The organism is Telluria sp. GW821-FHT07G12, from assembly GCF_059418525.1.
In genome coordinates this window covers 885,207-908,184 of the sequence record NZ_JBWKQA010000001.1, presented here as the reverse complement: position 1 = coordinate 908,184, position 22,978 = coordinate 885,207, and the positions used below count along the sequence as shown (strand labels likewise).

The 22,978-nt window shown below is 63.2% G+C and carries 21 protein-coding genes and 1 tRNA gene; 13 read left to right on the top strand and 9 right to left on the bottom strand.

Annotated elements, in window-relative coordinates:
• Positions 1–11 precede the first annotated feature (11 nt).
• Positions 12–278 carry a hypothetical protein gene (locus tag AC07PE_RS04380; RefSeq protein WP_498761940.1) on the bottom strand — a complete coding sequence of 89 codons (267 nt, stop codon included), beginning with the start codon at positions 276–278 and terminating at the stop codon, positions 12–14.
• 72 nt (positions 279–350) lie between these two features.
• Between AC07PE_RS04380 and AC07PE_RS04375 the strand changes: the two genes are divergently transcribed.
• From AC07PE_RS04375 to AC07PE_RS04345, 7 genes are all read left to right on the top strand, one after another.
• Positions 351–1,409 (top strand): WD40/YVTN/BNR-like repeat-containing protein, encoded by a 1,059-nt coding sequence (locus tag AC07PE_RS04375; protein ID WP_498761938.1) that lies wholly within the window; start codon positions 351–353, stop codon positions 1,407–1,409.
• A 116-nt stretch (positions 1,410–1,525) separates the two neighbouring features.
• Positions 1,526–3,427 (top strand): PAS domain-containing hybrid sensor histidine kinase/response regulator, encoded by a 1,902-nt coding sequence (locus AC07PE_RS04370; protein WP_498761936.1) that lies wholly within the window; start codon positions 1,526–1,528, stop codon positions 3,425–3,427.
• Between the two features lie 122 nt (positions 3,428–3,549).
• Complete coding sequence (locus AC07PE_RS04365; protein ID WP_498761934.1) at positions 3,550–4,206, top strand: CCXG family PEP-CTERM protein; 657 nt, start codon at positions 3,550–3,552, stop codon at positions 4,204–4,206.
• Positions 4,207–4,311: 105 nt separating this feature from the next.
• The gene (locus tag AC07PE_RS04360; RefSeq protein WP_498761933.1) at positions 4,312–6,066 is read left to right on the top strand and encodes a DUF8614 domain-containing protein; all 1,755 of its coding nucleotides are present in this window, start codon (positions 4,312–4,314) and stop codon (positions 6,064–6,066) included.
• A 120-nt stretch (positions 6,067–6,186) separates the two neighbouring features.
• Positions 6,187–6,891, top strand: coding sequence for a hypothetical protein (locus AC07PE_RS04355; RefSeq protein ID WP_498761931.1), 705 nt, complete (start codon positions 6,187–6,189; stop codon positions 6,889–6,891).
• 220 nt (positions 6,892–7,111) lie between these two features.
• Entirely contained in the window at positions 7,112–8,233 is a 1,122-nt protein-coding gene (locus tag AC07PE_RS04350; RefSeq protein ID WP_498761929.1) for a BON domain-containing protein, read from the top strand.
• 152 nt (positions 8,234–8,385) lie between these two features.
• Positions 8,386–9,201, top strand: a complete 816-nt coding sequence (locus AC07PE_RS04345) for an HDOD domain-containing protein (RefSeq protein ID WP_498761927.1) — start codon at positions 8,386–8,388, stop codon at positions 9,199–9,201.
• Here AC07PE_RS04345 and AC07PE_RS04340 read toward each other — a convergent pair whose 3' ends face one another.
• Positions 9,202–10,116 (bottom strand): LysR family transcriptional regulator, encoded by a 915-nt coding sequence (locus AC07PE_RS04340; protein ID WP_498761925.1) that lies wholly within the window; start codon positions 10,114–10,116, stop codon positions 9,202–9,204.
• A gap of 105 nt (positions 10,117–10,221) precedes the next feature.
• Here AC07PE_RS04340 and AC07PE_RS04335 point away from each other — a divergent pair, with 105 nt between their 5' ends.
• Complete coding sequence (locus tag AC07PE_RS04335) at positions 10,222–10,806, top strand: cysteine hydrolase family protein (RefSeq protein WP_498761923.1); 585 nt, start codon at positions 10,222–10,224, stop codon at positions 10,804–10,806.
• Between the two features lie 15 nt (positions 10,807–10,821).
• Here AC07PE_RS04335 and AC07PE_RS04330 read toward each other — a convergent pair whose 3' ends face one another.
• The 3 genes from AC07PE_RS04330 to AC07PE_RS04320 all read right to left on the bottom strand — a co-directional run bounded on the left by AC07PE_RS04330 (position 10,822) and on the right by AC07PE_RS04320 (position 14,165).
• Entirely contained in the window at positions 10,822–11,988 is a 1,167-nt protein-coding gene (locus tag AC07PE_RS04330) for an MFS transporter (RefSeq protein ID WP_498761921.1), read from the bottom strand.
• Positions 11,989–12,088: 100 nt separating this feature from the next.
• Complete coding sequence (locus AC07PE_RS04325) at positions 12,089–13,405, bottom strand: lipopolysaccharide biosynthesis protein (RefSeq protein ID WP_498761919.1); 1,317 nt, start codon at positions 13,403–13,405, stop codon at positions 12,089–12,091.
• A gap of 157 nt (positions 13,406–13,562) precedes the next feature.
• Positions 13,563–14,165, bottom strand: a complete 603-nt coding sequence (locus AC07PE_RS04320) for an IMPACT family protein (RefSeq protein WP_498761917.1) — start codon at positions 14,163–14,165, stop codon at positions 13,563–13,565.
• Positions 14,166–14,382: 217 nt separating this feature from the next.
• On the opposite strand from AC07PE_RS04320, the gene AC07PE_RS04315 reads away from it, so the two are divergent.
• Complete coding sequence (locus AC07PE_RS04315) at positions 14,383–15,135, top strand: PEP-CTERM sorting domain-containing protein (protein ID WP_498761915.1); 753 nt, start codon at positions 14,383–14,385, stop codon at positions 15,133–15,135.
• A gap of 37 nt (positions 15,136–15,172) precedes the next feature.
• Positions 15,173–17,068 carry a S8 family serine peptidase gene (locus AC07PE_RS04310; protein ID WP_498761914.1) on the top strand — a complete coding sequence of 632 codons (1,896 nt, stop codon included), beginning with the start codon at positions 15,173–15,175 and terminating at the stop codon, positions 17,066–17,068.
• Between the two features lie 57 nt (positions 17,069–17,125).
• Here the strand turns inward: AC07PE_RS04310 and AC07PE_RS04305 are convergent.
• A tRNA-Lys gene (locus tag AC07PE_RS04305) sits at positions 17,126–17,201 on the bottom strand.
• A 178-nt stretch (positions 17,202–17,379) separates the two neighbouring features.
• On the opposite strand from AC07PE_RS04305, the gene ilvD reads away from it, so the two are divergent.
• Positions 17,380–19,242, top strand: a complete 1,863-nt coding sequence (gene ilvD / locus AC07PE_RS04300; RefSeq protein ID WP_498761912.1) for a dihydroxy-acid dehydratase — start codon at positions 17,380–17,382, stop codon at positions 19,240–19,242.
• 4 nt (positions 19,243–19,246) lie between these two features.
• Here ilvD and AC07PE_RS04295 read toward each other — a convergent pair whose 3' ends face one another.
• Entirely contained in the window at positions 19,247–19,627 is a 381-nt protein-coding gene (locus AC07PE_RS04295) for a hypothetical protein (RefSeq protein WP_498761910.1), read from the bottom strand.
• 189 nt (positions 19,628–19,816) lie between these two features.
• On the opposite strand from AC07PE_RS04295, the gene AC07PE_RS04290 reads away from it, so the two are divergent.
• Both AC07PE_RS04290 and AC07PE_RS04285 read left to right on the top strand, forming a co-directional pair.
• Positions 19,817–20,197, top strand: coding sequence for a GYD domain-containing protein (locus AC07PE_RS04290; protein WP_498761909.1), 381 nt, complete (start codon positions 19,817–19,819; stop codon positions 20,195–20,197).
• Positions 20,198–20,356: 159 nt separating this feature from the next.
• Positions 20,357–20,803 carry a hypothetical protein gene (locus AC07PE_RS04285; protein WP_498761907.1) on the top strand — a complete coding sequence of 149 codons (447 nt, stop codon included), beginning with the start codon at positions 20,357–20,359 and terminating at the stop codon, positions 20,801–20,803.
• Positions 20,804–21,588: 785 nt separating this feature from the next.
• Here the strand turns inward: AC07PE_RS04285 and AC07PE_RS04280 are convergent.
• Entirely contained in the window at positions 21,589–21,843 is a 255-nt protein-coding gene (locus tag AC07PE_RS04280; RefSeq protein WP_498761905.1) for a PAAR domain-containing protein, read from the bottom strand.
• 49 nt (positions 21,844–21,892) lie between these two features.
• Positions 21,893–22,900, bottom strand: a complete 1,008-nt coding sequence (locus AC07PE_RS04275) for a T6SS immunity protein Tli4 family protein (protein WP_498761904.1) — start codon at positions 22,898–22,900, stop codon at positions 21,893–21,895.
• Positions 22,901–22,978: the final 78 nt, after the last annotated feature.

The window sequence follows — 22,978 nt, the reverse complement described above, 5'->3', positions numbered from 1 at the left end:
TTACCGGCTGCTTACGGCCGCTTCTTCACCGCCACCCGTTTCTGCTGCTTCTGCTGCGTCTGCACCCGGTTCTGCTTGGCGGTGTACAGGGCCACCGCTTCCGTCTTCGCCTGCTCCAGCGTGCGCAGCTCCGGCTTGTCGTCGTGGACGACGAAGTACTCGGCGTCCTGCGCCTGCATCACCAGCTTAATGGCGGCTTCATCTTCCATGTCGTACATCTCGGTGAGCAGGGTCGTCACTTCGTCGAGGAAGGCTTCGTAGGTCAGGGTGGTGGCCATGGTATTCGTTTCTGAGTGCGGGAAAAGGACCTCATTATAATGTCCGCACCTACACTCTGAAGGCCGATACTTATGTTCGCACGCTCCCTCCTGATCGCCGCACTATTGTCCGCCACCGCCGCTTCCGCGACCACCATGGTCCAGGTCTGGCAACCCACCCCCAGCGGCACCACGGCCGAGCTGCGCGGCCTGTCCGTCGTCAGCAGCACGGTCGCCTGGGCCAGCGGCGCCAAGGGCACGGTCCTGCGCACCGTCGACGGCGCCCACTGGCAGGCGATGCAGGTGCCGGACGCCGACAAGATCGACTTCCGCGACATCCACGCGATCGATGCGAAGACCGCCATCGTGATGGGCGCGGGACCGGGCGCGGCTTCGCGCATCTACCGCACCGATGACGGCGGCGGCACGTGGAAGCTGATGACGACCAACCAGGTGCTTGATGGCTTCTGGGACGCGATGGCGTTCTGGGACAAGGACAACGGCATCCTGTTCGGCGACCCGGTCAAGGGCAGCTTCCAGGTCTACACCACCAGCGACGGCGGCGCTAGCTGGCACGAAGTCGCAGCCAAGGGACTGGAAGCGATGCCGAACGAAGGCGCGTTCGCAGCCAGCGGAACCTGCCTGACCGTGGCCGGATCGAACGACGCCTGGATCGCCACCGGCGGCAGCGCCACCTCGCGCGTGTTCCACTCGGCGGATCGCGGCAAGACCTGGCGTCCGGCTTCGACGCCGATCCCGGCCGGCGCGGCGGCGCGCGGCGTGTTCTCTGTCGCCTTTCTGAACGCGAAAGAGGGCTTCGCGGCCGGCGGCGACTACAAGGAGACGCAGATGGACGGCATCAATGGCGCGCTGACTACCGATGGCGGCAAGACCTGGGCGCCGGTGCAGGTAGCGCCTGCCGGCTACATGTCGGTGGTGGTGCCGGTGCCGGGGGCGCCCCGTTCGCTGGTCGCTGCGGGCCTGGCTGGGTCGGGCTACTCGCGTGACGGCGGCAAGAGCTGGACGATGCTCGACAAGACGCCGATGAACACGGTCGGTTTTGCTTCGCCCTCCAGCGGCTGGGCGGTGGGCCCGAAGGGCTTGCTGATGAAGTACATCGGGTGGGGGCTGGACGGCAAGGGCGGGCAGTAAGGACGCGCCCCGGGCGCCGCTTCGGCTGGCGTTTTGCCAGGGACTTCAAGCGTCTCCCGGGCTTGCGGTGGCTACCCTATAATCCAGAGCTACCGGAAAAGTCAGAAGGGCTCGTCATGCGTGTCAGCGCCGACGGCTCGCCGCATGATAGCGAGCTCAATTTGCAGGTACTGGCGGATTCGATTCCGCAAATCGTCTGGATCGTCGAGGCTTCGGGCGAAGCCGTCTACTTCAACCGCCAGTGGGTGGCCTACACGGGCGTTCCCATCACCTCCACCACACCGGCGAGTGTCGCTGGCGAATTCGTCCACCCCGAAGATCGCGAGATCACGGTCGCCGCATGGAACGCTGCCTATGAACAGGGCGGCAGCTTTCATGTCGAGCATCGCATCCGTTCCAAGGCAGGCGACTACCGCTGGTTTCTGGTGCTGGCCGAACCCTACCGCAATGAGGCGGGCGAGATCGAACGCTGGTTCGGCACATCGACCGACGTCCATGAGCAAAAGCTGGCCAAAATCGCCCTGACCGAAAGCGAATTGCGCTTCCGTGCCCTCGTCAATGCGACCTCGGACGTCATCTATCGCATGAGCCCCGATTGGCGCTACATGCATCAACTCGACGGACGCGGCTTCCTGAAGACCACCACCAGTCTTGCCGAATATCGCATCGAGGAGTATGTCCATCCTGACGACCTCGAATTGGCGCGCAAAACCATCGCCGCCGCCATCGCCAACAAGTCCTTCTTTTCACTGGAACACCGCGTGCTGCGGGCGGATGGGAGTCACGGCTGGACCTATTCGAGAGCGGCGCCGATACTCGATGACAAAGGCGATATTCGCGAATGGGTCGGCATGGCCAGCGACATCACGGAGCGCAAGGCCGCGGAAGAGCAACTCGAGGAAGCCAGCAAGCATAAGGACGAGTTCCTCGCCATGCTGGCCCATGAGCTGAGAAATCCTCTCTCGCCCATCAAGGCGGCGGCCCAGCTGTTGCAGCGCGGGCCGCTCCCCGCCGAACGCATCCAGCACACCAGCCAGATCATCGAACGGCAGGTCGTGCACATGACGAATCTCGTGGATGAGTTATTGGACGTTTCGCGGGTCTCGAAGAACCTGGTCACGCTCGACCGCGTGCCGCTCGATGTCCGCCATGTGGTCAGGGATGCCGTCGAACAGGTCACGCCGCTCATGCAGGCCCGGCGCCAGCATCTGGAAATCCACTTCGGCCCCGACACCGCCTTCGTCGCCGGCGACAAAAAGCGCCTGGTACAGACGATCGCCAATCTGCTCAACAATGCCGGCAAGTTCACGCACGAGGGCGGCCATGTGCGGCTGAACGTGAATGTCCTCGACGAGCACGTCCGGATCGACGTGATCGATAACGGCATCGGCATGGCGCCCGACACGGCCAGGCATGCATTCGATCTGTTTTCACAAGCCGAGCGCAGCTCCGACCGCTCGCTGGGTGGACTGGGCTTGGGACTGGCGCTGGTCAAGCGCCTGGTCGAACTGCACGATGGCACGGTCGCCTGCCACAGCGAAGGCCTGGGCAAGGGCAGCACCTTTACGGTCTGTCTTCCGCGCTTGCCCGTCCGCGACTTGCTCGAGGAAGCGCGGCCTGGCCAGGCCGCGCCGGACCCGGATTCGCACCGCTTGCAGGTCCTGGTCGTCGATGACAACGAAGATGCGGCCGGCATGCTTGCCATGCTGCTGGAAACGATGGGGCACAAGGTCGCCGTCGAACACGGGCCGAGGCAGGCGCTCGAGCGTGCGGAGAAGGACGCGCCGCAGGTCTGCCTGCTCGACATTGGTTTGCCCGAGATGGACGGCAACGAGCTGGCGAAGCGGCTGCGCGCCAGGCCTGGCACCGCCGGCGCGATCCTGGTTGCGGTGACCGGTTATGGCCAGGAGAGCGACCGCAGGAAATCGATGGAGTCCGGGTTCGATCATCACCTGGTCAAACCCGTGGACATCGAAAAACTCAGTCTCATCCTGTCGGGTGTGAATCGTCAAAATTAAAGCAATATTGTTGTGTTGGCACCACTAATTGAGCAATTTGTCGATTTTTCGCTCTCAATTCAATTAATTTCAGAAGAGCATGATATATTTACATTTATCAACACTAGTTATTAAATTGATAAATGAAAACGACGAGCAAACTCTGTGCAGTACTGCTGGCCTGTGCCACCCTTAACGCCAATGCCAGCCTGATCTCGGTGCAAACCGGCCAGCGCAGCACGGGTTCGCAGTCGAGTGCCGAAGCCTACCGCAGCGTGGTCGAGGCGGACCTGAAAAACACCGGGCCGGGTTACGGCAGCGCCACCCTGGAGTCGTATGACAATGTGCGCAGTTCCTGGTCCTTGGGCGCGTACAGCGATTTCGCATGGAAGTCGACCGTCGACTTCGGCGTAACCGCGGCCCAGGCCGGCAATTGGGACTTCCGCGCCGGCGTCGACTTCGATTACGGCGGTGCGATGTTCATCGACGGCAAAGCAGTCGATTTCAAGTCGAACAATATGTGGTGGGCTGGCAGCTACGGTAACGCCTCGCAGATCCTGCAAGCTTCGCTGGCCCTGGGCGCCGGTAACCATACGCTGACGATTTATGGCATCGAAGGCTGCTGCGACGGCGCGGCCCAGACCCAGTTCAAGTACGGCAGCCAGCAGTTCGTCAGCTTCGCCAAGACCGATGGGCTCGACCAGGTATCCGACGTACCGGAGCCGGCAACCCTGGCCAGCATGACCCTGGGATTGGGCTTGATCGCGGGGCTGCGCCGCCGCCGCAACAAGAAGGACTAAGCAGCTTCCATGAGCCGCGCTGGACGCCGCAGGATTCCGAAAGGACCTGCGGCGTTTTTCGTTACAATCGGCGCCTACAACAAATCCTGGAGACCAAGACCCACCATGAAAAACCTGCTCACTCCGCTCGCCGCCGCCCTGCTGGCCGCCGGCGCCATGTCGATCGCCCACGCCGCCGCCCCGGCTCCAGCTCCAGTCCCTGCCAGCGTCGCCGAACTGAACACGATGGCCAAGCGCTTCGCCCCCGTCGACCTGACCGCCGACACCAGCAAGCTCTCGAAAGGCGACCGCGTCGCCATCGAGAAGCTGATCGAAGCCGCCAAGATCGTCGACACCCTGCAGCTGCGCCAGCGCTGGTCGGGCAACGAGGCGCTGTGGGCCGCGCTGCAGAAGGACACGACGCCGCTGGGTAAAGCGCGGCGCGACTACTTCTGGCTGAACAAGGGCCCGTGGTCCATCATCGATGGCAACCGCTCCTTCATGCCGGCGACCTTCGGCGGCGTGCAGATCCCGGGCGAGAAGCCGCTGGGCGCCAACTTCTATCCGGAAGGCGCGAGCAAGCAGGAACTCGAGACCTGGATGAACAGCCTGGCGCCGAAGGACAAGGAGCAGGCGCAGTGGTTCTTCACGGTTATCAAGCGGACCAAGGACGGCAAGGGCAAGCAGCAATTCACCAGCGTGAACTACTCGGACGAATACGCCACCGAGCTGCAGCAGCTCTCGAAGCTGCTGAAGGACGCGGCGAATGCCACCGACAATGCCTCGCTGAAGAAATTCCTGAACCTGCGCGCCGACGCCTTCCTGTCGAACGACTACCTGGCGTCGGACTTTGCGTGGATGGACCTCGATTCGCCGGTCGACGTCACCATCGGCCCCTACGAGACCTACAACGACGAGCTATTCGGCTACAAGGCCGCCTTCGAAGCCTATGTGAACGTGCGCGATGCGAAAGAGACCGAGAAGCTGAACTTCTTCGGCAAGCATATGCAGGAGCTGGAAAACAACCTGCCGCTCGATCCGAAGTACCGCAACCCGAAGGTCGGGGCGATCGCGCCGATGGTGGTGGTGAACCAGGTGTACGGCGCCGGCGACGGCAACATGGGCGTGCAGACTGCCGCCTACAACCTGCCGAACGACGAGCGCATCATCAGCAAGCGCGGCTCCAAGCGCGTGATGCTGAAGAACGTGCAGGAGGCGAAGTTCGCGTCCACGCTCAAGCCGATCACCAAGCTGGTGCTGCGCCCGGCGGACCAGAAGGACCTCGACTTCGATTCCTTCTTCACCCACATCCTGGCGCACGAGATCATGCACGGCCTGGGCCCGCACGCGACCACGCAGAACGGCAAGCCGTCGACGCCGCGCCAGGACCTGAAGGACGCCTATTCGACCATCGAGGAAGCCAAGGCCGACGTGACCGGCCTGTGGGCGCTGAGCTACATGATGGACAAGGGCCAGCTCAAGTCCTCGCTGGGGCAGGGCACCGCCGCCGAGCGCAAGCTGTACAACACCTTCCTCGCCTCCGCCTTCCGCACGCTGCACTTCGGCCTGACCGACTCGCACGCGCGCGGCATGGCGATCCAGGTCAACTACCTGCTCGACAAGGGCGGCTTCGTCTCGCATGGCGACGGCACCTTCTCGGTGGATTTCAACAAGATCAAGGGCGCCGTGGCCGACCTCGACCGCGAATTCCTGAGCATCGAGGCGACCGGCGACTATGCTAGAGCCCAGGCGCTGATGAAGCAGTACGTGGTGATCCGCCCGGACGTGCAGAAGGCGCTGGACAAGATGAAGGCGGTGCCGAACGATATCCGTCCGGCCTTCACGACGGCGGCCAGCCTGACGGCAGCCGCAAAGCAGTGAAATTTGTACTTCTGGTAAGTTTGCACATTTGAACATCCAGTAAAAAATTTCCTGGCGAGGGGTTCACCGAGGGATAGAATTGCCGTTAGGCATGTTATCTATCCAATGGGGAATCCCTCCATGTTCAAGTCCGTCCTCGCCGCCGCTGCCTTGTGCGCGGTATCCCAGGCTGCCAGCGCCGCCGCCGGCTCCTCCGACCTCACCGCGCTCGAAAAGCGCTGGCTGGTGGCCGCCTATCCCGTCCTCGAATATGCGCGCAGCCTGCTGCTGCCGATCGACATCGTGGTCCAGCCGCAGGCCGGGCCGGACGACGTGCCGCTGGCGATGGGCTTTGACGGCGGACGCTGCAAGTTGGTGATCTCGCTGCGCGGCAATCCGGATGCGGAAAAGCAGCTGGCCGGTGTGGCCCCGGCCGAGCAGGGCCAGCTGATCGAAGCGATGGCGGCGCACGAGATCGCGCATTGCTGGCGCTACGCCCAGGGCGCCTGGCATGCGCTGCCGGCCGGCTTCGTCGAAGTGGGCGAGGAAACCGCGGCCGATCCGTCGCTGCTGGAAGCCTCGAAGGCGATGCGCGACATGCGCCGCGAGGAAGGCTACGCCGACCTCGTGGCGCTGGCCTGGACCCGCCACAGCCATCCCGGCGACTACGCCCGCGTGCATGCCTGGCTGGACAAGCTGCGCGCCGTGCAGCCGGTGGCGCGCAGCGGCCACGATACCCGCGTGTGGGTCAAGCTGGCCGCGGACGGCGGCCGTTTCGGTGTGGCCGCAAAACCATTCGACGATGCGGCAGTCCTCTGGAAAGACGGCCTCGTCAGCGACGACTGAGCGCGTAACAGAACCTTCATGGCGGCGTTGCATCGTCTCGCCGTACTAGCGTACTGTCTTCGACGATGCGCCTTGCCCTGAAGGTCTGTTACACGCTCAGTAGCCGGCTGAGCCCGGTATTTATGGTTTTTTCGACAATTGTACGGTGTCGCACAGATAGTCGGTTCAGGCAGGCGTCTAATCGTCTGCATTACAACAACCGATTACAAGGGCTACCCAAATGAAAACGCTGATTGCGACTTTGCTCGCGACGGCCGCCGGCGCCGCTTTCGCCGCTCCCACCTTTGCGCTCAACCACGATCCGGCCAGCTACCGCGCCGCCACCCAGAAAGCCGCCGCCGACTACAAGGCGGCGACCGCGAAGTGCGGCAGCATGAACGGCAACGACAAGGACGTGTGCATGGCCGAGGCCAAGCTGACCCGTACCCGCACCGAAGCCGACGCCCTGGCCCAGTACAACACCAGCGCTGTCAGCAAAGCCAAGGCGCGCAGCAACATGGCCGATGCCGAGTACGACCTGGCCAAGGCCAAGTGCGGCGCCAAGGCCGGCGCCGACAAGGACGACTGCATGAACAACGCCAAGTCGGTGCACACCGCCGCCCTGGCCGATGCCAAGTCCGCCACCACGGCGACCGGTGCCAGCGCCGCCGGCGCGACTGCTGCGGGTAGTGGATTGGTCAGCACCACCGACAAGACCACTGCAGCCGACAAGTGCGCCCAGCAGGGTGACAGCAAGACCGGCTGCCTGGTGCAGACCAAGCCGTCGACAGTGAAGGAAAACGCGGTCGAGATCGCCAACCGCACCGAGAACGCCGCCGACCACGCCGGCGACAAGGCCGCAGCCGCCACCTCGACCGCCGCCGCCAAGACCAGGGAAGTCGCCGCAAGCGCTGCCGACAAGACCAAGGCCGTGGCTGCCAGCGCTGCCGAGAAGACCAAGGAAGTTGCCAAGGCCGCCGTCGAGAAGACCAGGGAACTCGGCGCGACCGTCGCCCAGAAGACCGACAACGCAGTGGACCGCGCCGGCGACAAGACCCGCGACACCGCGGACGTCACCGCACAGAAGACCGACCACGCGATGGACAATGCCGGCGACAAGACGAAAGACGCCGCCTCGAAGACCAAGCTGGCCGCGTCCGACACCGCCATCACCACCAAGGTGAAGGCAGGCCTGGTCAAGGAGCCGAACCTGGAATCGCTGGGCATCCACGTCGAGACCGAGAAGGGCGTCGTGATGCTGAGCGGCTTCGTGAATTCGAAGGCCGAGGCCGACAAGGCGGTCAAGGTCGCCAAGGGTGTCGACGGCGTCACCAAGGTGAAGAGCGCAATCAAGGTCAAGTAAGCACTTACCCGCGCCTGTCCGGGGCGCATCCGATTTCTGCCATTTTCGGCCGGCTTTCTCTAGCCGGCCGTTTTTTTGCAGCGATACCACAGCGCGTCGGGTACGCGCCGGGAATTGCCTGTAAGCTAAATTTTGCGGGATATAATCGGCCAGTGAACAGAATCGAAGCCTTCGGAACCATCGCCGCCCAGGCAGCGCGCGGCGACATTTCCTTCCCCACCAGCGTCAACGCCGTGTTGCGCCTGCAGCAGGCGCTGAACGATCCCGATTGCCATCTCGAGGAAGCGATCCGGCTGGTGCTGGGCGAGCCGCAGCTGGCGGCGCGGACCGTGGCGCTGGCCAATTCCTCCGCCTTCAACGCCGGCAACCAGTCCATCACCAACGTGCGCGCGGCCGTCACCCGGGTCGGTTACCGCAACCTGCAGATGCTGGTGGCCAGCCTGGTGGTGCGCCAGTTTGGCAATTGCATCCAGGATCCCGCCTTGCGCGCCAAGGCCGAGCAGCTATGGGAGCACACCGTGCAGGTGGCCGCGCTGGCTCAGGTGTTCGCGCGCCGCCTCAGCTTCGTCAATCCGGATACCGCGATGTTCGCCGGCATCGTCCACGAGATCGGCGCTTTTTACCTCTTGCTGCGCGCCGGCGACTTCCCCGGCCTGCTCGACGACGACGAGGAACGCTGGGGCGAGCTGTGCGAAGACGTGGTCACGCGCGAAGTGGGACGCCGCCTGTTCCTGCCGGAGCCGGTGGCCCATGCCGTGTTCGAACTGCGCGGCGCCGAGTTGCACACGCCGCCGGCCTCGCTGCTCGACACGCTGCTGCTGGCCAATCTGTATGCCGGGGTGCCGTCGCCGCTGGGCGCCGCGGCGCCAGTGCCGGAGGATGGCCTGGTCGATGCGGCGATACTGCAGACGATCCTGGACGAGGCCGCCGAGCTCAGCGCGTCGATGGGGCAGGCCGTCCTGGTCTGATCAGCTCCAGCCCAGCACCCCGGCCTGCCAGGCCGCCGTCCGTTCCACCATCTTCCTGCTGTGCAGGATTTTCAGCAGCGCCGCCACTTCCGGCCGCCGCATCGCCGCGGCTTCGCCGGCCAGCGCGAAACTGCGCCTGGCCGGGATCGGCAGGGCCAGGGTGCGCACGCCTTCCGCTTCGGGAAACACCGCCAGTCTCGGCATGATCGACCAGCCCATGCCGCGTCCGACCATGGCGGCGATGCTGGTGTCGTTGGCCAGCCGGCGCCCGGACTGCACCGCCAGACCGGTGGCGCGGCAGCGGTTCAGGGCCTCATCGGCCCCGGGGCAGGCGAGTTGGAGAAAAGGCAGGCCGTCCAGCTGGTCCCAGGACAGCGGCTGCGCGATCCTGCGGCCCGCCGGCAGCACCAGCACGTAGTCGTCGTATAGCCAGGGGAGCGTCGTGAACGGGCGCTCGACCGGCAGCTGGGCGATGGCGACATCGGTGCGGCCTTCGCGCAGCGCGGCCTGCAGCGCGTCGCGGTCGAGGTGGCTGTCGTCGATGTCGAGCAGGATGCCCGGATGGGCGGCTGCGAGGGCCTCGGCCGCATAGGGCAGCAGGTGGGTGCCGACGCTGCGGAAGCAGGCCACGCGCACCACGCCGGACAACGCTTTGTCATCGGCGGCGCTGTCGCGCAGACCCTGTTCCAGCTGCAGCATCTGGCGCGCCTTGTCCAGCACGCGCCGGCCGGCCCCGGTCGGCGCCGAGCCGCCGTGCGAGCGGTCGAGCAGGCGCACCGCTAGTTCTTTTTCGAGTTCGGCAATGGCGTGGCTGATGCGCGATTGCGTGCAATCCAGCTCGGCGGCAGCCGCGCTGAAGCTGCCGTGGTCGGCGACGGCGACGAACATCCGCAACTGGTTGAGCTTGAGAGCCATCGAAATCCTTCATGCTTGAAGCGGCGATTATCCGGGATTTCGGTAGCGCGTGGCGAGGCAGGGCGCGAGCATGCAGCTTCTCGCTCATTTGAAAGGAAAGACCCGATGCCATTGCCTGCGAATACAGCTCTGATCCTGATCGACGTCCAGCAAGGCTTCCTCGACGCGCGCTGGGGCCAGCGCAACCATCCCGCCGCCGAGGACAGGATCGCCACGCTGCTGGCTGCCTGGCGCGCCGCGCGCATGCCGATCGTCCACGTGCGGCATTCTTCGCCGAGCCCGAACGGCGCCTTCCGCGCCGGCACGCCCGGCTTCGCCTTCAAGCCCCAGGCTCAGCCGCGCGAAGGCGAAACCGTGATCACGAAGGAGGTCAACAGCGCCTTCATCGGCACCGACCTGGAGCGGCAGCTGCGCAAGGCCGGCATCGGCAGTGTCGTGCTGTGCGGCCTGACGACCGATCACTGCGTGTCGACCACGGCGCGCATGGCCGGCAATCTGGGTTTCGAGACGGTGGTGGTGGAGGATGCCTGCGCTACTCACGAGCGGATCGGGCCGGACGGCCGCCATTTCACGGCGGAGGAGATGCATGCAACCGCGCTGGCCAGCCTGAACGGCGAGTTTGCGCGCATCCTCGGCACCGCCGAGGTGCTGGCGGCGCTGGAGGCCGCCGCCCGGCCCGTCATGGGCTGAGCGGGCAGCCGGACCTCAGGCCAGGGCGCGCACGCTGCGGCGCCCGTGCGCGTGCATGGCGATGGCCAGCACCAGGCCGGCGCTGGCGAGACCGGCCGCGACCCATTGCGGCGAGGCGTAGGAAAAGCCCAGGACCAGCGGAATGCCACCCAGGAAGGCCCCCAGCGCATTGCCGATATTGAAGCCGGACTGGCCCAGCGAGGAGCCCAGCATCTCGGCTTCGCGCGAGTGCTCGATCAGCAGCATCTGGATCGAGGGTCCCAGCGCCAGCGCGTTGGCGCCGACCAGGAAGGCCAGCACCACCATCGCCGCCTGTGAGGATGCCAGGAAGGCGTTCAGCACCAGCAGCACGATCATCGAAGCCAGCAGGATCTGGATGGCGCGCAGAGGATGCACGCGGTCGGCCAGCTTGCCGCCGAACTGCACGCCGGCCGTCATGCCGACCCCGACCACGGTCATGATCAGCGGGATCATGTCGGCGTGGAAGTGGGTGACTTCGGTCAGCAGCGGCGCGATGTAGCTGAGCCAGGCGAACAGGCCGCCGGTGCCGATCGAGGTGATGCCCAGCGCCAGCCACAGCTTGGAATTGCGGAAGATGCGCAAGTCCTTGGCCAGGCCGGCGCGCTGCGTGCCTTCGAAGTAAGGCACCACTTTGCGGGTCATGAAGGCGGTGGCGAGGCCGATCGCGGCAACGATCAGGAACACCAGGCGCCAGCTCATGTGGTGGCCCAGCCAGGTGCCGGCCGGCACGCCGACCACGTTGGCGATGGTGAGGCCGGAGAACATGCTGGCCAGCGCCGCCGCTTCCTTGCCTTTATCGGCAAGGCGGGTGGCGACCACGGCGCCGACGCCGAAGAAGGCGCCGTGCGGCAGGCCCGCCAGGAAGCGGAACAGCATCATCGCGTGGAAGTTCGGCGCAAAGGCCGACAGCGCGTTAAAAGCGGCGAACATCAGCATGAACAGGACCAGCACGCCGCGCGGCGGACGGTGGCCGAAGATGCTGACCAGGGTCGGGGCGCCGACCACCACGCCGACGGCGTAGGCGGAAATCAGGTAACCCGCTTCGGGGATGGAAATGTTCAGGCCGGTGGCGATGTCTGGGAGGATGCCCATCATGACGAATTCCGTCATGCCAATGCCAAAACCGCCGAGGGCCAGTGGGGCCAGGCTTTTCTTGATCACGTGTGTGCTTTGCTGTGCGGGGAATCGGCAATTATCGCGCCGCACGACGGGCGAGTCCGCTTTCGAGTCGTGATGTCCGGTATAGCCTGGGGTGATGGTGTCAGCGGCTGGCTTCGCTTCTGGCCGGCTCGAGACGAAGATTGCTGCCGTTCAGGGAGCAGTGATAGGACATGGCGAGGTAGACCAGGTAGAGCAGGGAGCGGCCGATCGCGTACCAGAGCACGCTTTGGCACAGCGACAGCGGGGCGCTGAACACCGCCACCGTCATCAGGAACAGTGCGATCTGCCAGCGCAATTCCATCTTCTGCTTGCCGGCGATGAAGAACACGTAGCTCAGCGGGCTGGCGACGAAGTTGAAGAAGCACAGCGGCGCCAGGACGCGCGCAAATTCGCCGGCAGGCCGCCAGTCGCGGCCGAACATCCAGCTGAACAGGTCGGGCGAAAACAGGAACAGCATCAGCGAGGGCACCAGGGCCAGCAGCACCAGGCCCCGGAAGGTGGCGAGGTAGACGCTGCGACAATTGCCGTGGGCCTGGAACTCCTGCACGGCCTGGCGCTTGAACACTTCCAGCACCGAGGCGGCGACCAGGGTAACCGGGGCGCTCAGCACGCGCTGGGTCAGGGCGAACAGGCCCGCCGCCAGCGCGCCGTGGCGCAGTCCGATCATGAACAGCGGCAGTTGCCCGACCAGTGTATTGAGCAGGCTGGACGGCAGGGAAAAGCGCCAGAAGGCCTGGTGCTTGATGAGGTAGCTGCGCTGTGCGGCATCCAGCCGCAGCCCGAGGCGAGGCGCAGGCGGCGCCAGCAGCTGCCGCGCCGCCCAGAGCCCGGCGGCAAGCCCGATCAGCTGGCCCGCCAGCAGGGCCGTGCCGGCCAGGCCGGCGTAGAGAAGGCTCACCTGGGCCAGGGCGATCGTGCCAGCCTGCATCATTTTCGCTTGTGCCGCCTTGCCGAACAGCCTGTGCGAGGCGGCATAGGCGAGTGTGGTCTGCATGATTGCGGTGAGCCAGGTGCCGGCGCCGATGGTGAGCAGTTCGAGCCAGGTCATGGTCTGCACGACGGGAAGATCGACGATGCACGCAGCGACCGCGGCCAGGGTCAGCGCCAGCGCCAGTGCGCTCGCGGCCCAGGCCACGACGCTGAAGCAGAGGCGCTGCTGGCCCAGGCCAAGGTCGAGGACCATGACCGTGTCGATGCGCAAGGTGGCGACGATCGAGGTCACGGCAATCACGCCCAGCCAGACACTGAAGGCGCCCATCTCCGCCGGCGTGCACATGCGCGTGAGCAGCGGCGCGACCAGCAGCGGCAGGGCCTGGGCGCCGGTCGCCCCGGCGAGGACAGTGATCACGTTCTTCCAGAAGCCCGGCTGCGACATGTTCGGCTGGCGTAGAGGGTGGATGGGTTGTGCTTCGGCCATCTTAGTTTGATGCGCCGGGCAGCCTTCCAGCCGCGTCGAAGGGGCAGCGTAAATCTGTGTAAATCGGTGTTAAGGCTTTAGTTCCCGACAGCAGGCAGCGCCCTGCTGAGCGAGCGCAACGGAAAGCTGTGCCGGCTTGGAGGAATGCCGCTGGGAATCAGGCGTCGCTGTCGTCGTCGGTGATCCAGGCGATGCGGCCGCTGCCGGCATCGTTCAGGCGCGCCACCAGGGCATCGGCCTTGTCGTCCGGCAGGGTGAAGGTGAAGCGCACGTCCTGTTCGTGTTCGACCTGCTCCAGCGTCGCCCCGGCCAGTTCCAGTTCGCGCCGCAGCATGCCCTCGAGCGGGTAGGGCAGGGCGCAGCGCAGGGTGCGCTGGCGGATGATGGCGATTTTTTCCGCTTTCAGCAGGGCCTGGGCCACGCTGTCGGTGTAGGCGCGCACCAGTCCGCCTGCGCCCAGCTTGACGCCGCCGAAGTAGCGCACCACGGTGGCCAGCACGCCTTCGAGGTCCTGGTGGCGCAGCACGTCCAGCATCGGGCGTCCGGCGGTGCCGCTCGGCTCGCCGTCGTCGACCGCGGCCGATTGCCCGCCCGCCAGCAGGGCCCAGCACACATGGGCGGCGCCGGGATGCTCGGCACGCAGGCGCGCCACTACCTGCTGCGCGCCGGCGCGGTCCGGCATCGGCTGCACGCAGGCGAGGAAGCGGCTCTTCTTGATGATGAGTTCGTGGTGGACGGGGGCGAGGATGGTTTGAGGCATTGCAGGAACGAATAGGCTTACAGAGGCTGGACTTTACCCGAATTCAATAATGTCGTTGTCGACAGACTTTACATATTCTTCACAAATGAATCGGCGGCATTTTCTTGTGAAAAATAAATTCGTTGAAAATCAGCATTTTGCTTAATTGCATGTGTTTTTGAAGCGAGGTGGAACACTTTATGCGTATAAGCGTTTGCAGTCTGAAATGCCAAGTGTAATGACGGAAAAGCAGCTCGACGGTCAATGTGCAGCTCACTCTTCAAAACTGGGAAAAATGATGAAAATGACAAAGCTACGAATTTCCTTGCTGGCCCTGGCCAGTACAATGGTTCTTGTTTTTGGCAATCCCGCTCAGGCGTCGGTCATCACTGAGATAGGCGACGCCGGCAAGCTTACGACGACGGCGCAAACAAGTTCAGGCAGTGCTGCTATCGAGGCTATCCGTGGATCCCTGCTGAGCTCGAGCAGCGACGATTACGCCGACATTTTCCGCATCTACCTGAAAGCAGGCAACCAGTTCTACGCGACCACGACTGCCTCATCATTCGTCTTCAACAATTTCGACACCAGCCTGTTCCTGTTCAACAGCGCCGGCCTCGGCGTGGTGGCCAATGACGACGATCCGAACGTCGGACCGACCTCGACCATCGGATATACCTCCAGCACGTCCGACTATTACTACCTCGCGATTGCTGGCGCGGGCTACACACCGGCCAGCGCGTCGGGTGCCATCTTCGGCAACCTGATCGGCCAGGACCAGGTCGGCCCGACCGGGATGGGCGGTGCAGACGCCCTGTCGAACTGGACCAGCGTGACCAGCGAAGGCGATAGCTATGAAGTCCAGCTCAGCGGCGCCTTCGCGGGCCCGCAAGCGGCCGATGTGCCGGAACCGGCTTCGCTGGCGCTCGCCGCACTGGGCCTGGGCGCCTTGCGCGCCAGCCGCCGGCGGCTTGCTCGCCATTCCGCCTGAGTCACCCTTGCCATCCATAATAGAACTGGGATCAACCATGAAAAAAGTGTCATTGGCACCAATGATGGTGCTCTTGCTATCGGCCTTTTCGGCCGCCCAGGCCGGTCAGCTCGACAGCCGTCTTTCCGATCTGGTTGCTGCGCAAAAGGCGAGTCAGGGCCTCAGGCAGGAAGCGCGCACGGCGCAATCCGTCGATGCTCCAGTGGCTCGTAGCGGCGCAATGTTCGATGCCGCCGGCCGCGTACTGGTCGACATTCATCTCGATGGTAAGGAGCCGATCGCCGTGATCGTCGAGCGTTTGAAAGCGAGCGGCGCCGAGATAACGGGCGTCAATCCATATTTCCGCAATGGCACCGTGTCGGCCTATATCCCGATCGACCAGATCGAAGTTCTCGCAGCCAGCAGCGGCCTGAAACTCATGAAGATGTCGCTGCGGCCCGCCAGGAACGTCGGCGCCGTCACCTCGCAGGGCACCAAGGTGCTGCGCTCGGACGCGGCCAACGCCAGTGGCTTCAATGGCGCGGGCATCACGGTCGGCGTGCTGTCCGATTCATATAACGCTTCAACCACCGGTTTCACCACGATCCGCGCCGCCAACGACATCGCAAGCGGCGATTTGCGCATGCCGAAACTGGTGATCGACATGCCGGTAAGCGGGTCGAATACGGACGAAGGCCGTGCAATGATGCAGATCGTGCAGGACGTTGCGCCGATGGCAGACCAATGTTTTGCGACTGCGTTCGCCGGCGAGTCGGCGTTTGCCGCCAACATCCGCGCCCTGCGCACCAATCCCGTCTGTAATGCGGACATCATCGTCGACGACGTGTTCTATTATGACGAGCCGTTCTTCTCCGATGGTGAAGTCGCCGAGGCCGTCAACGACGTGGTGACCAGCAGCATATTGCCAGGGAAAAAGGTCAGCTACTTCTCCTCGGCCGGCAATCAAGGCGGCGCCGGCGGCGGCGGCGCGATCGACGTGCCCAACGCGAGCTTCTCCACCACGCCTACCGGCTTGGGCAACATCAACCTGGCAAGCGCCAGCAGCTGTACGAGTGCGCCATCCAGCGGCAGTACCAAGGCCAACGTGGCGGGCGGATGGCTCAACTTCGGTAGCGGCGTCTACGCGCTGCCTGTCACCTACAGCGGCAGCGGCTCGACCTTCATCATGCAGTGGGACGATTTGTTTTATCAAGGCAAGGTTACGACGGACTTGAACTTCTACATGTTCAATAGCGCCGGCAACTGCGTATTTAGCTTCGCCGCGAATAACATTAGCGATGACAACGCAATCGAAGTGGTCGGCTTGGCCGGCGGTGCTTCCGGCACCTATCGCATCATGATCGGCCGCACCGGCGCCGGTAGCAACCAGGCCACGCGAGTGCGCCTGGTCAACCTGGAAGGCTGGGGCGGTTCCATCCTGAACACCGCGAGCAATCCGACTACCTTCGGACACAGCGCGGCGGCGAACGCCAACAGTGTGGCAGCATATCGCTACACAATGCTGAATCCTTCGGTCATGCCGTACAAGCCGGGGCTCGAAGGATTCAGCAGCCCCGGGCCATCGACGATGTATTTCGATGCCGCCGGCAATCGCCTGGCCGTGCCGGAAACCCGCAAGAAACCCGACATGGCGGCTCCAGATGGCGGAGACACGACCTTTTTCTATCCTGGCCAGGACTATGAGGGCAACGGCCGTCCGAACTTCTTCGGCACCAGCGCAGCTGCGCCACATGCGGCAGGTGTAGCCGCGCTGATGTTGCAGAAGGCAGGCGGACCAGGTTCGCTCACGCCGAAGCAGGTCAAGTCGATCATGCAAACCGCCGCGCCGGCACGCGTGGCGCCATTCTCGGGTGGTTCGGCGACCAAGGTATGGAGCATCTACGACGGCTTCGGCTTGATCGATGCTGTTGAATCGCTCAACAAGTTGAACTGAGCGCCAGACGAAAAAAGGGCCTCCCGAAGGAGGCCCTTTTCTTACTGCTTTTGTACTTGGTAGGCCGTGCGGGGCTCGAACCTGCGACCAACGGATTAAAAGTCCGCTGCTCTACCAACTGAGCTAACGACCCAACGGCGAGCATTATAGCGGCTGGTCGGCATCTGGCCAAGGGCTTTCGTGCAGGAAAGTAACGCCTCAACGAAACGCTGATATGCAAAAAGAATCACTGAGCAATAAATCATATATTAGACAAATCACAGGTGCTGCGGCAATCTGATGCCTCGCAAATAGCCGTTCGAGGAGACATCATGCCGACTTACCGTTCACGTACCACCACCCAGGGCCGTAACATGGCGGGCGCCCGTGCCCTGTGGCGGGCAACCGGCATGAAGGATGGCGACTTCGAAAAGCCGATCGTCGCCGTGGTGAACTCGTTCACGCAGTTCGTGCCCGGCCACGTGCACTTGAAGGACCTCGGCCAGCTGGTCGCGCGCGAGATCGAGGCGGCCGGCGGCGTCGCCAAGGAATTCAATACCATCGCCGTCGACGACGGCATCGCCATGGGCCACGGCGGCATGCTGTACTCGCTGCCTTCGCGCGATCTGATTGCCGATTCCGTCGAGTACATGGTCAACGCCCACTGCGCTGACGCCATGGTCTGCATCTCGAACTGCGACAAGATCACGCCCGGCATGCTGATGGCCGCGATGCGCCTGAACATTCCGGTGGTGTTCGTGTCGGGCGGGCCGATGGAGGCTGGCAAGGTCATCAAGACCGTCAACAACGACAGGAAGATCATCAAGCTCGACCTGGTGGACGCCATGATCAAGGCCGGCGACAGCACCGTGTCGGATGCCGACGTGGCCGAAATCGAACGCTCGGCCTGCCCGACCTGCGGCTCCTGCTCGGGCATGTTTACCGCCAATTCGATGAACTGCCTGACCGAGGCGCTGGGTCTGTCGCTGCCGGGCAATGGCACCATCGTCGCCACCCACGCCGACCGCAAGGAACTGTTCCTGCGCGCGGGCCGCCTGATCGTCGACCTGGCCAAGCGCCACTACGAAGGCGACGACTATTCGGTCCTGCCGCGTAGCATCGCCACCAAGACCGCCTTCGAGAACGCGATGACGCTGGACGTCGCCATGGGCGGCTCGACCAATACCGTGCTGCACCTGCTGGCCGCGGCCCACGAGGCCGGCGTCGAATTCACGATGGCCGACATCGACCGCATCTCGCGCAAGGTGCCCTGCCTGTGCAAGGTGGCGCCGATGACGGACAAGTACCACATCGAGGACGTGCACCGCGCCGGCGGCATCGTCGCCATCCTTGGCGAACTGGCGCGCGCGGGCCTGCTCGACACCTCGGTGCCGAGCGTGCACAGCGCCAGCCTGGCCGAGGCGATCGAGAAATACGATATCCGCCGCAGCGACGACCCGGCCGTGCACCAGCTGTTCCGCGCCGCGCCGGGCGGCGTGCCGACCCAGGTCGCGTTCTCGCAGGCCGAGCGCTTCGACGACAACGACATCGACCGCGCCGCCGGCTGCATCCGCGACCTGGCCCACGCCTATTCGAAGGACGGCGGCCTGGCGGTCCTGTATGGGAACATCGCGGAAAAGGGCTGCATCGTGAAGACGGCCGGCGTCGATGAAAGCATCCTCAAATTCTCCGGCAAGGCGCGCGTGTTCGAGAGCCAGGACGCGGCGGTCGACGCCATCCTCGGCGACAGCGTGCAGGCCGGCGACGTCGTCATCATCCGCTACGAAGGCCCGAAAGGCGGCCCCGGCATGCAGGAGATGCTGTACCCGACCTCGTACATCAAATCGAAGGGCCTGGGCAAAGCCTGCGCGCTGTTCACCGACGGGCGCTTCTCGGGAGGCTCGTCCGGCCTGGTGATCGGCCACGCCTCCCCGGAAGCGGCGGAAGGCGGCGCGATCGGCCTGGTGGAAGAGGGCGACCTGATCGACATCGATATCCCGGGCCGCACCATCGACTTGCGCGTCACGACCGAGGAACTGGCGCACCGCCGCGCGAAAATGGAAGCGCGCGGCGCCGACGCCTGGAAACCGGCCGGCCGCGAGCGCGTGGTGTCGCAGGCGCTGCAGGCGTATGCAGCGCTGACGACCTCGGCGGACCGCGGTGCGGTGCGCGATCTGTCGCAGCTGAAGCGCTGACCGGCTAATCCAGCCAGCCGCGCCCCGGCCTCGGCCCGGTCGAGAACATCACCGGCGGATGCCCGCCGGGCGCACGCATGTACTCGACCGCGATGCGCTCGGCGTCGTCGCGCTCGCGCTCGGGCTGGAAGCGGATCGAGACGTCGCCGTCCGGCGACGCGAAGTGGCGCGGTCCGACCAGCTGCAGTTCTTTCTGCGGGCCGGCGCCGATCCGGACATAGAGCTTGTCGTCGAGACCGAAGAGGTGGGCGCGGTAGCCGTCCTGCAGGCCGTAGAGGCCTTCGGCGTTGGCGATTTCCTGGGCCGTAGGCCGGCGCGGATAGTCGCCGCTGGCGCAGCCCGCACAGCCCAGCACCAGGGTAAGGGTACACACAAGAATTCGCATGATCGCTCCTGGGGGAACATGTCGATACCCCTTGGATGCGCCCTATGGTGAGAGGTTCAGAAGCCGAGATGCAGCTTGGCTGCCGGCGAGGACTGCGCCTGCAGCCTGGAAAAATTGTCTATGCCCCGCCGTTGAACCGCCGCGCGCGCGCCAGGGTCCAATACCAGGACATCCGGACGGGGGACTGACATGGCCAAGTATCTGGTGGAAGCAAGCTATCTCAGCAAAGGCATCAACGGGCTGATGAAGGAAGGCGGCACGCGGCGGCGCGAGGCCGTCGACGAGTTGTTCGGCTCGCTCGGCGGGAAGGTCGAAGCGTTTTATTTCGTGTTCGGCGACCGCGACGTCGTCATCATCGGCGAGCTTCCCGACAACACCAGCGCCGCGGCGCTGGCCCTCAGGGTGAATGCCGCCGGCGTCACCACCTGCAAGACCACGGTCCTGCTCACGCCGCAGGAAATCGACAATGCCGTGACCAAGAGCGGCACCTACCGTCCACCGGGCCAGGACGTGCCCTACGAGGTCGAGAACTGGGAGGGCGAGGGCGGCCACCTGGCGGGCGGCTCGTGATACGGAAATCTGCGGCTCGCCGCGGATCTGCTTCATTTCGCATCGATCTAGACTCCATCGGGGTGAGACGGTTTCGTGATGCCAGGCCTGTATGGCTTGCGGCACGGGGGCCTCGCCCTAGACTGGACTTACCAGTCATCTTGTTTTCAAGGAGCGATCATGCGTTCTCGAGTACTGATTCTTCCCGCATCCATGCTGCTGCTGATTTCCAGCGCGGGTGCGCAGACACAAGCGCAAACCCAGGCGCAGACACAGGACTACCCACTGACCACACCCGAATCGATTTCCACGGTGGAGGTGGTCGCCCCGAGCCCGGCCTTCACGTTCCGGGACTACGAGGCGGAGGCGATCAGCGGCGGCTATGCCATGTCGAACGGCTGGCGCCTGAAAGTGGACCCGTCCGCCGACGGCATCGTCGCGCAGATCGACAAGCAGCCCGCGATCCGGCTCGTCGCGCTGTCGCGTGACAGGTATGCCACACGCGACGGCAATGTGGCAATGGAGTTCAACCGCGGCAGGCAGGGCGATGAAATGTTGATGAGCTATGTGCCGGCTTCGCGTACGGCGCAGCTTGTCGTCATCACGACGAGGCTGGCGCAGCGTTGAAGAGGGCGTTTTCTACGATGGCCCTGAAAAGCAAAAAGCCCACGCACCGAAATGCGTGGGCTTCCTGGTAATACTGGTAGGCCGTGCGGGGCTCGAACCTGCGACCAACGGATTAAAAGTCGCCGGGTCGGCACGGACAACCTTTATTAATCAGTGACTTGCAACGCTTGCCAGATGCGATAACCAGTCACACCAAAGGGGAGGGATGGTAACTTATCGGGAGTCACGTCACAAGTACGGCACATGGCTGTGGCGGGACAGTTATCGACCCTCTTAATCGCGCATGCACGAAAGTGGGGCATCCGGCGACACGCTACTAACGACAGCCATGGCTCAGTAGTTGTCGCGCAGTGTGTGTCCGCCGTCTGTTTGCGATTATCCTTGCGGGGTTTGTGACTGTGCTTTAGCACACGAGCGCTCCCGCAAGCGTCGTTCGATGGAAGCTGCCAGGAAATATGATCCAATTGTATACAGGGCGATCAACAGCACGAATCCAGCCGTGTTTGGCTCTGCTATGAGCCAGCCTCCAGCACTCAACCCTACCACGGCAAGGAGTGGTGCTGGCGCGATCAACAGGAAGTAACCGGGCAGCAGAACCAAATTTAGTGCAGGAGAGCGCACAGCAAACGCGAAGACTGCGAGAACGAGATAGGCCATCGTTCCAACCGCGACCCCAGCAGCTACCTTTGAAATAGGGCGGTCTGTCATAGTGTCTCCATTGTGTCCATAACTTCAGGAAACTCATACTTTGAGGTGGTGAGAGAGCCAGCCAATTAGCGGTTAACTCACAACGACGTTATCAATTTTGCTCCACATTCGGTCACGTCGCCATCATAAGCATACGCCTTGCCTTCGTGTCGTGCGCCTGCGCCATCAGGCTTGATCGCAAATTTACCCTTGCACTTCGGGCACTGTGTCATGTCATCTTGAAGTGCTGCGACTAAGCCCATTACGGTTGTGCCGGAAGATGCACTGATGACCTGGCCACCGTGATTGGTCTTGTCATTCAGGCGGATTACGCCGCGTCCTTGATGCTTCATTGTTCGTCCTGTTCGTCCTGTTCGTTCTTGTCGAGATCGTGATTGAACTTCACTGGCCTGCAATTGCAGCGTCGGCTTTACCTGGCATGAAATACGAACCTTCCGGAGCTCTCGGCACCTTGACACGGAACTTCAGGCCGGAGAGAAGCTTGTCCCATAGCGCGACTGCTTCGTTATCGCTAAGTGATGCTAATTTAGCGGCTCCGACAGTATTATGTTCGACCTTTGTGAACATCTGGGCGCTGAAATCAGAAGGATTGGCAATGTCCTTCGGGGTTCCAACGAGAGCCCATTCAAAGTCGTGCGTGCCATCCTTGCGCTTAATGAGTGATTCCTCGCCATGCCAGTGTTGAACGTTGCGCTTTCCTTCACGCAGGACCGTGCGACTGGGATAGTGAATGCCCTGATCATCTTGCGCCTCCTTGATGCGAGCGAGCAGAGAAAGTTTAGGTCGTTGGATTTTTTCGAACTCTTCAGGGGCATAGTCGCCATACGCGTCTTTATTCGAGCTCACTGAGAAGCTTACATCTGGAAAGCTTGGGATGACTATTCCCACACTGACCATCTCTTGGTCACCATAAAAGGAACTGGCCATAAAACCATGCTCGATGCAATAACCCGCTTCTGTAGGGACTTCATCTGGCATGCGCAGGCGTAAGCTCTTTGCTCGCACTGCCTCCCTAGATGCCGTTGCATCTTCGGTTTCATTGTCTTCAATCGCGCCGCCGAGAACGAACGTCGGATCCCCTTTGTTGATATAGGTATCAAAGATATAGAGACCTTCAGATTTTGCATTTTTGCTAGGGTAGTACCGGATTTGCCAGCTGTTTTCGACCGGACCTGCTTGGTTATATTTAATCTCTACAGTTTTATTGTCCTCTTTTAACTTTGCAATGTCATCCTCGATCCGTTGCTTGCTTGTATCTAAGCCGCCGGGGAACACCTCGACCTTAGACGGAAAAGAAGCGCTTCCCCATACGAGTTGCGCTTCTTGGGGAACCTCCAAAGCATAGCGACCGAAGCAGACGAGCTTAGTTTTCGAGAACAGCTTGCTCAAGCGGGGGCTCAGTTGTATAGGTTCAGGCACGGCTGTCTCCTTATTTGAATAGTTGGGCGAGCAGGCTTGTAATAAAAC

Bases quoted from the DNA above. Each gene is read 5' to 3' on its own strand.
- AC07PE_RS04355 (WP_498761931.1), top strand. From the start codon at position 6,187: ATGTTCAAGTCCGTCCTCGCCGCCGCTGCCTTGTGCGCGGTATCCCAG.
- AC07PE_RS04285 (WP_498761907.1), top strand. From the start codon at position 20,357: ATGCGTTCTCGAGTACTGATTCTTCCCGCATCCATGCTGCTGCTGATT.
- AC07PE_RS04375 (WP_498761938.1), top strand. From the start codon at position 351: ATGTTCGCACGCTCCCTCCTGATCGCCGCACTATTGTCCGCCACCGCC.
- AC07PE_RS04310 (WP_498761914.1), top strand. From the start codon at position 15,173: ATGAAAAAAGTGTCATTGGCACCAATGATGGTGCTCTTGCTATCGGCC.
- AC07PE_RS04365 (WP_498761934.1), top strand. From the start codon at position 3,550: ATGAAAACGACGAGCAAACTCTGTGCAGTACTGCTGGCCTGTGCCACC.
- AC07PE_RS04295 (WP_498761910.1), bottom strand. From the start codon at position 19,627: ATGCGAATTCTTGTGTGTACCCTTACCCTGGTGCTGGGCTGTGCGGGC.
- AC07PE_RS04340 (WP_498761925.1), bottom strand. From the start codon at position 10,116: ATGGCTCTCAAGCTCAACCAGTTGCGGATGTTCGTCGCCGTCGCCGAC.
- AC07PE_RS04380 (WP_498761940.1), bottom strand. From the start codon at position 278: ATGGCCACCACCCTGACCTACGAAGCCTTCCTCGACGAAGTGACGACC.
- AC07PE_RS04350 (WP_498761929.1), top strand. From the start codon at position 7,112: ATGAAAACGCTGATTGCGACTTTGCTCGCGACGGCCGCCGGCGCCGCT.
- AC07PE_RS04320 (WP_498761917.1), bottom strand. From the start codon at position 14,165: ATGCCTCAAACCATCCTCGCCCCCGTCCACCACGAACTCATCATCAAG.
- AC07PE_RS04325 (WP_498761919.1), bottom strand. From the start codon at position 13,405: ATGGCCGAAGCACAACCCATCCACCCTCTACGCCAGCCGAACATGTCG.
- ilvD (WP_498761912.1), top strand. From the start codon at position 17,380: ATGCCGACTTACCGTTCACGTACCACCACCCAGGGCCGTAACATGGCG.
- AC07PE_RS04290 (WP_498761909.1), top strand. From the start codon at position 19,817: ATGGCCAAGTATCTGGTGGAAGCAAGCTATCTCAGCAAAGGCATCAAC.
- AC07PE_RS04360 (WP_498761933.1), top strand. From the start codon at position 4,312: ATGAAAAACCTGCTCACTCCGCTCGCCGCCGCCCTGCTGGCCGCCGGC.
- AC07PE_RS04335 (WP_498761923.1), top strand. From the start codon at position 10,222: ATGCCATTGCCTGCGAATACAGCTCTGATCCTGATCGACGTCCAGCAA.
- AC07PE_RS04315 (WP_498761915.1), top strand. From the start codon at position 14,383: ATGACGGAAAAGCAGCTCGACGGTCAATGTGCAGCTCACTCTTCAAAA.
- AC07PE_RS04280 (WP_498761905.1), bottom strand. From the start codon at position 21,843: ATGAAGCATCAAGGACGCGGCGTAATCCGCCTGAATGACAAGACCAAT.
- AC07PE_RS04370 (WP_498761936.1), top strand. From the start codon at position 1,526: ATGCGTGTCAGCGCCGACGGCTCGCCGCATGATAGCGAGCTCAATTTG.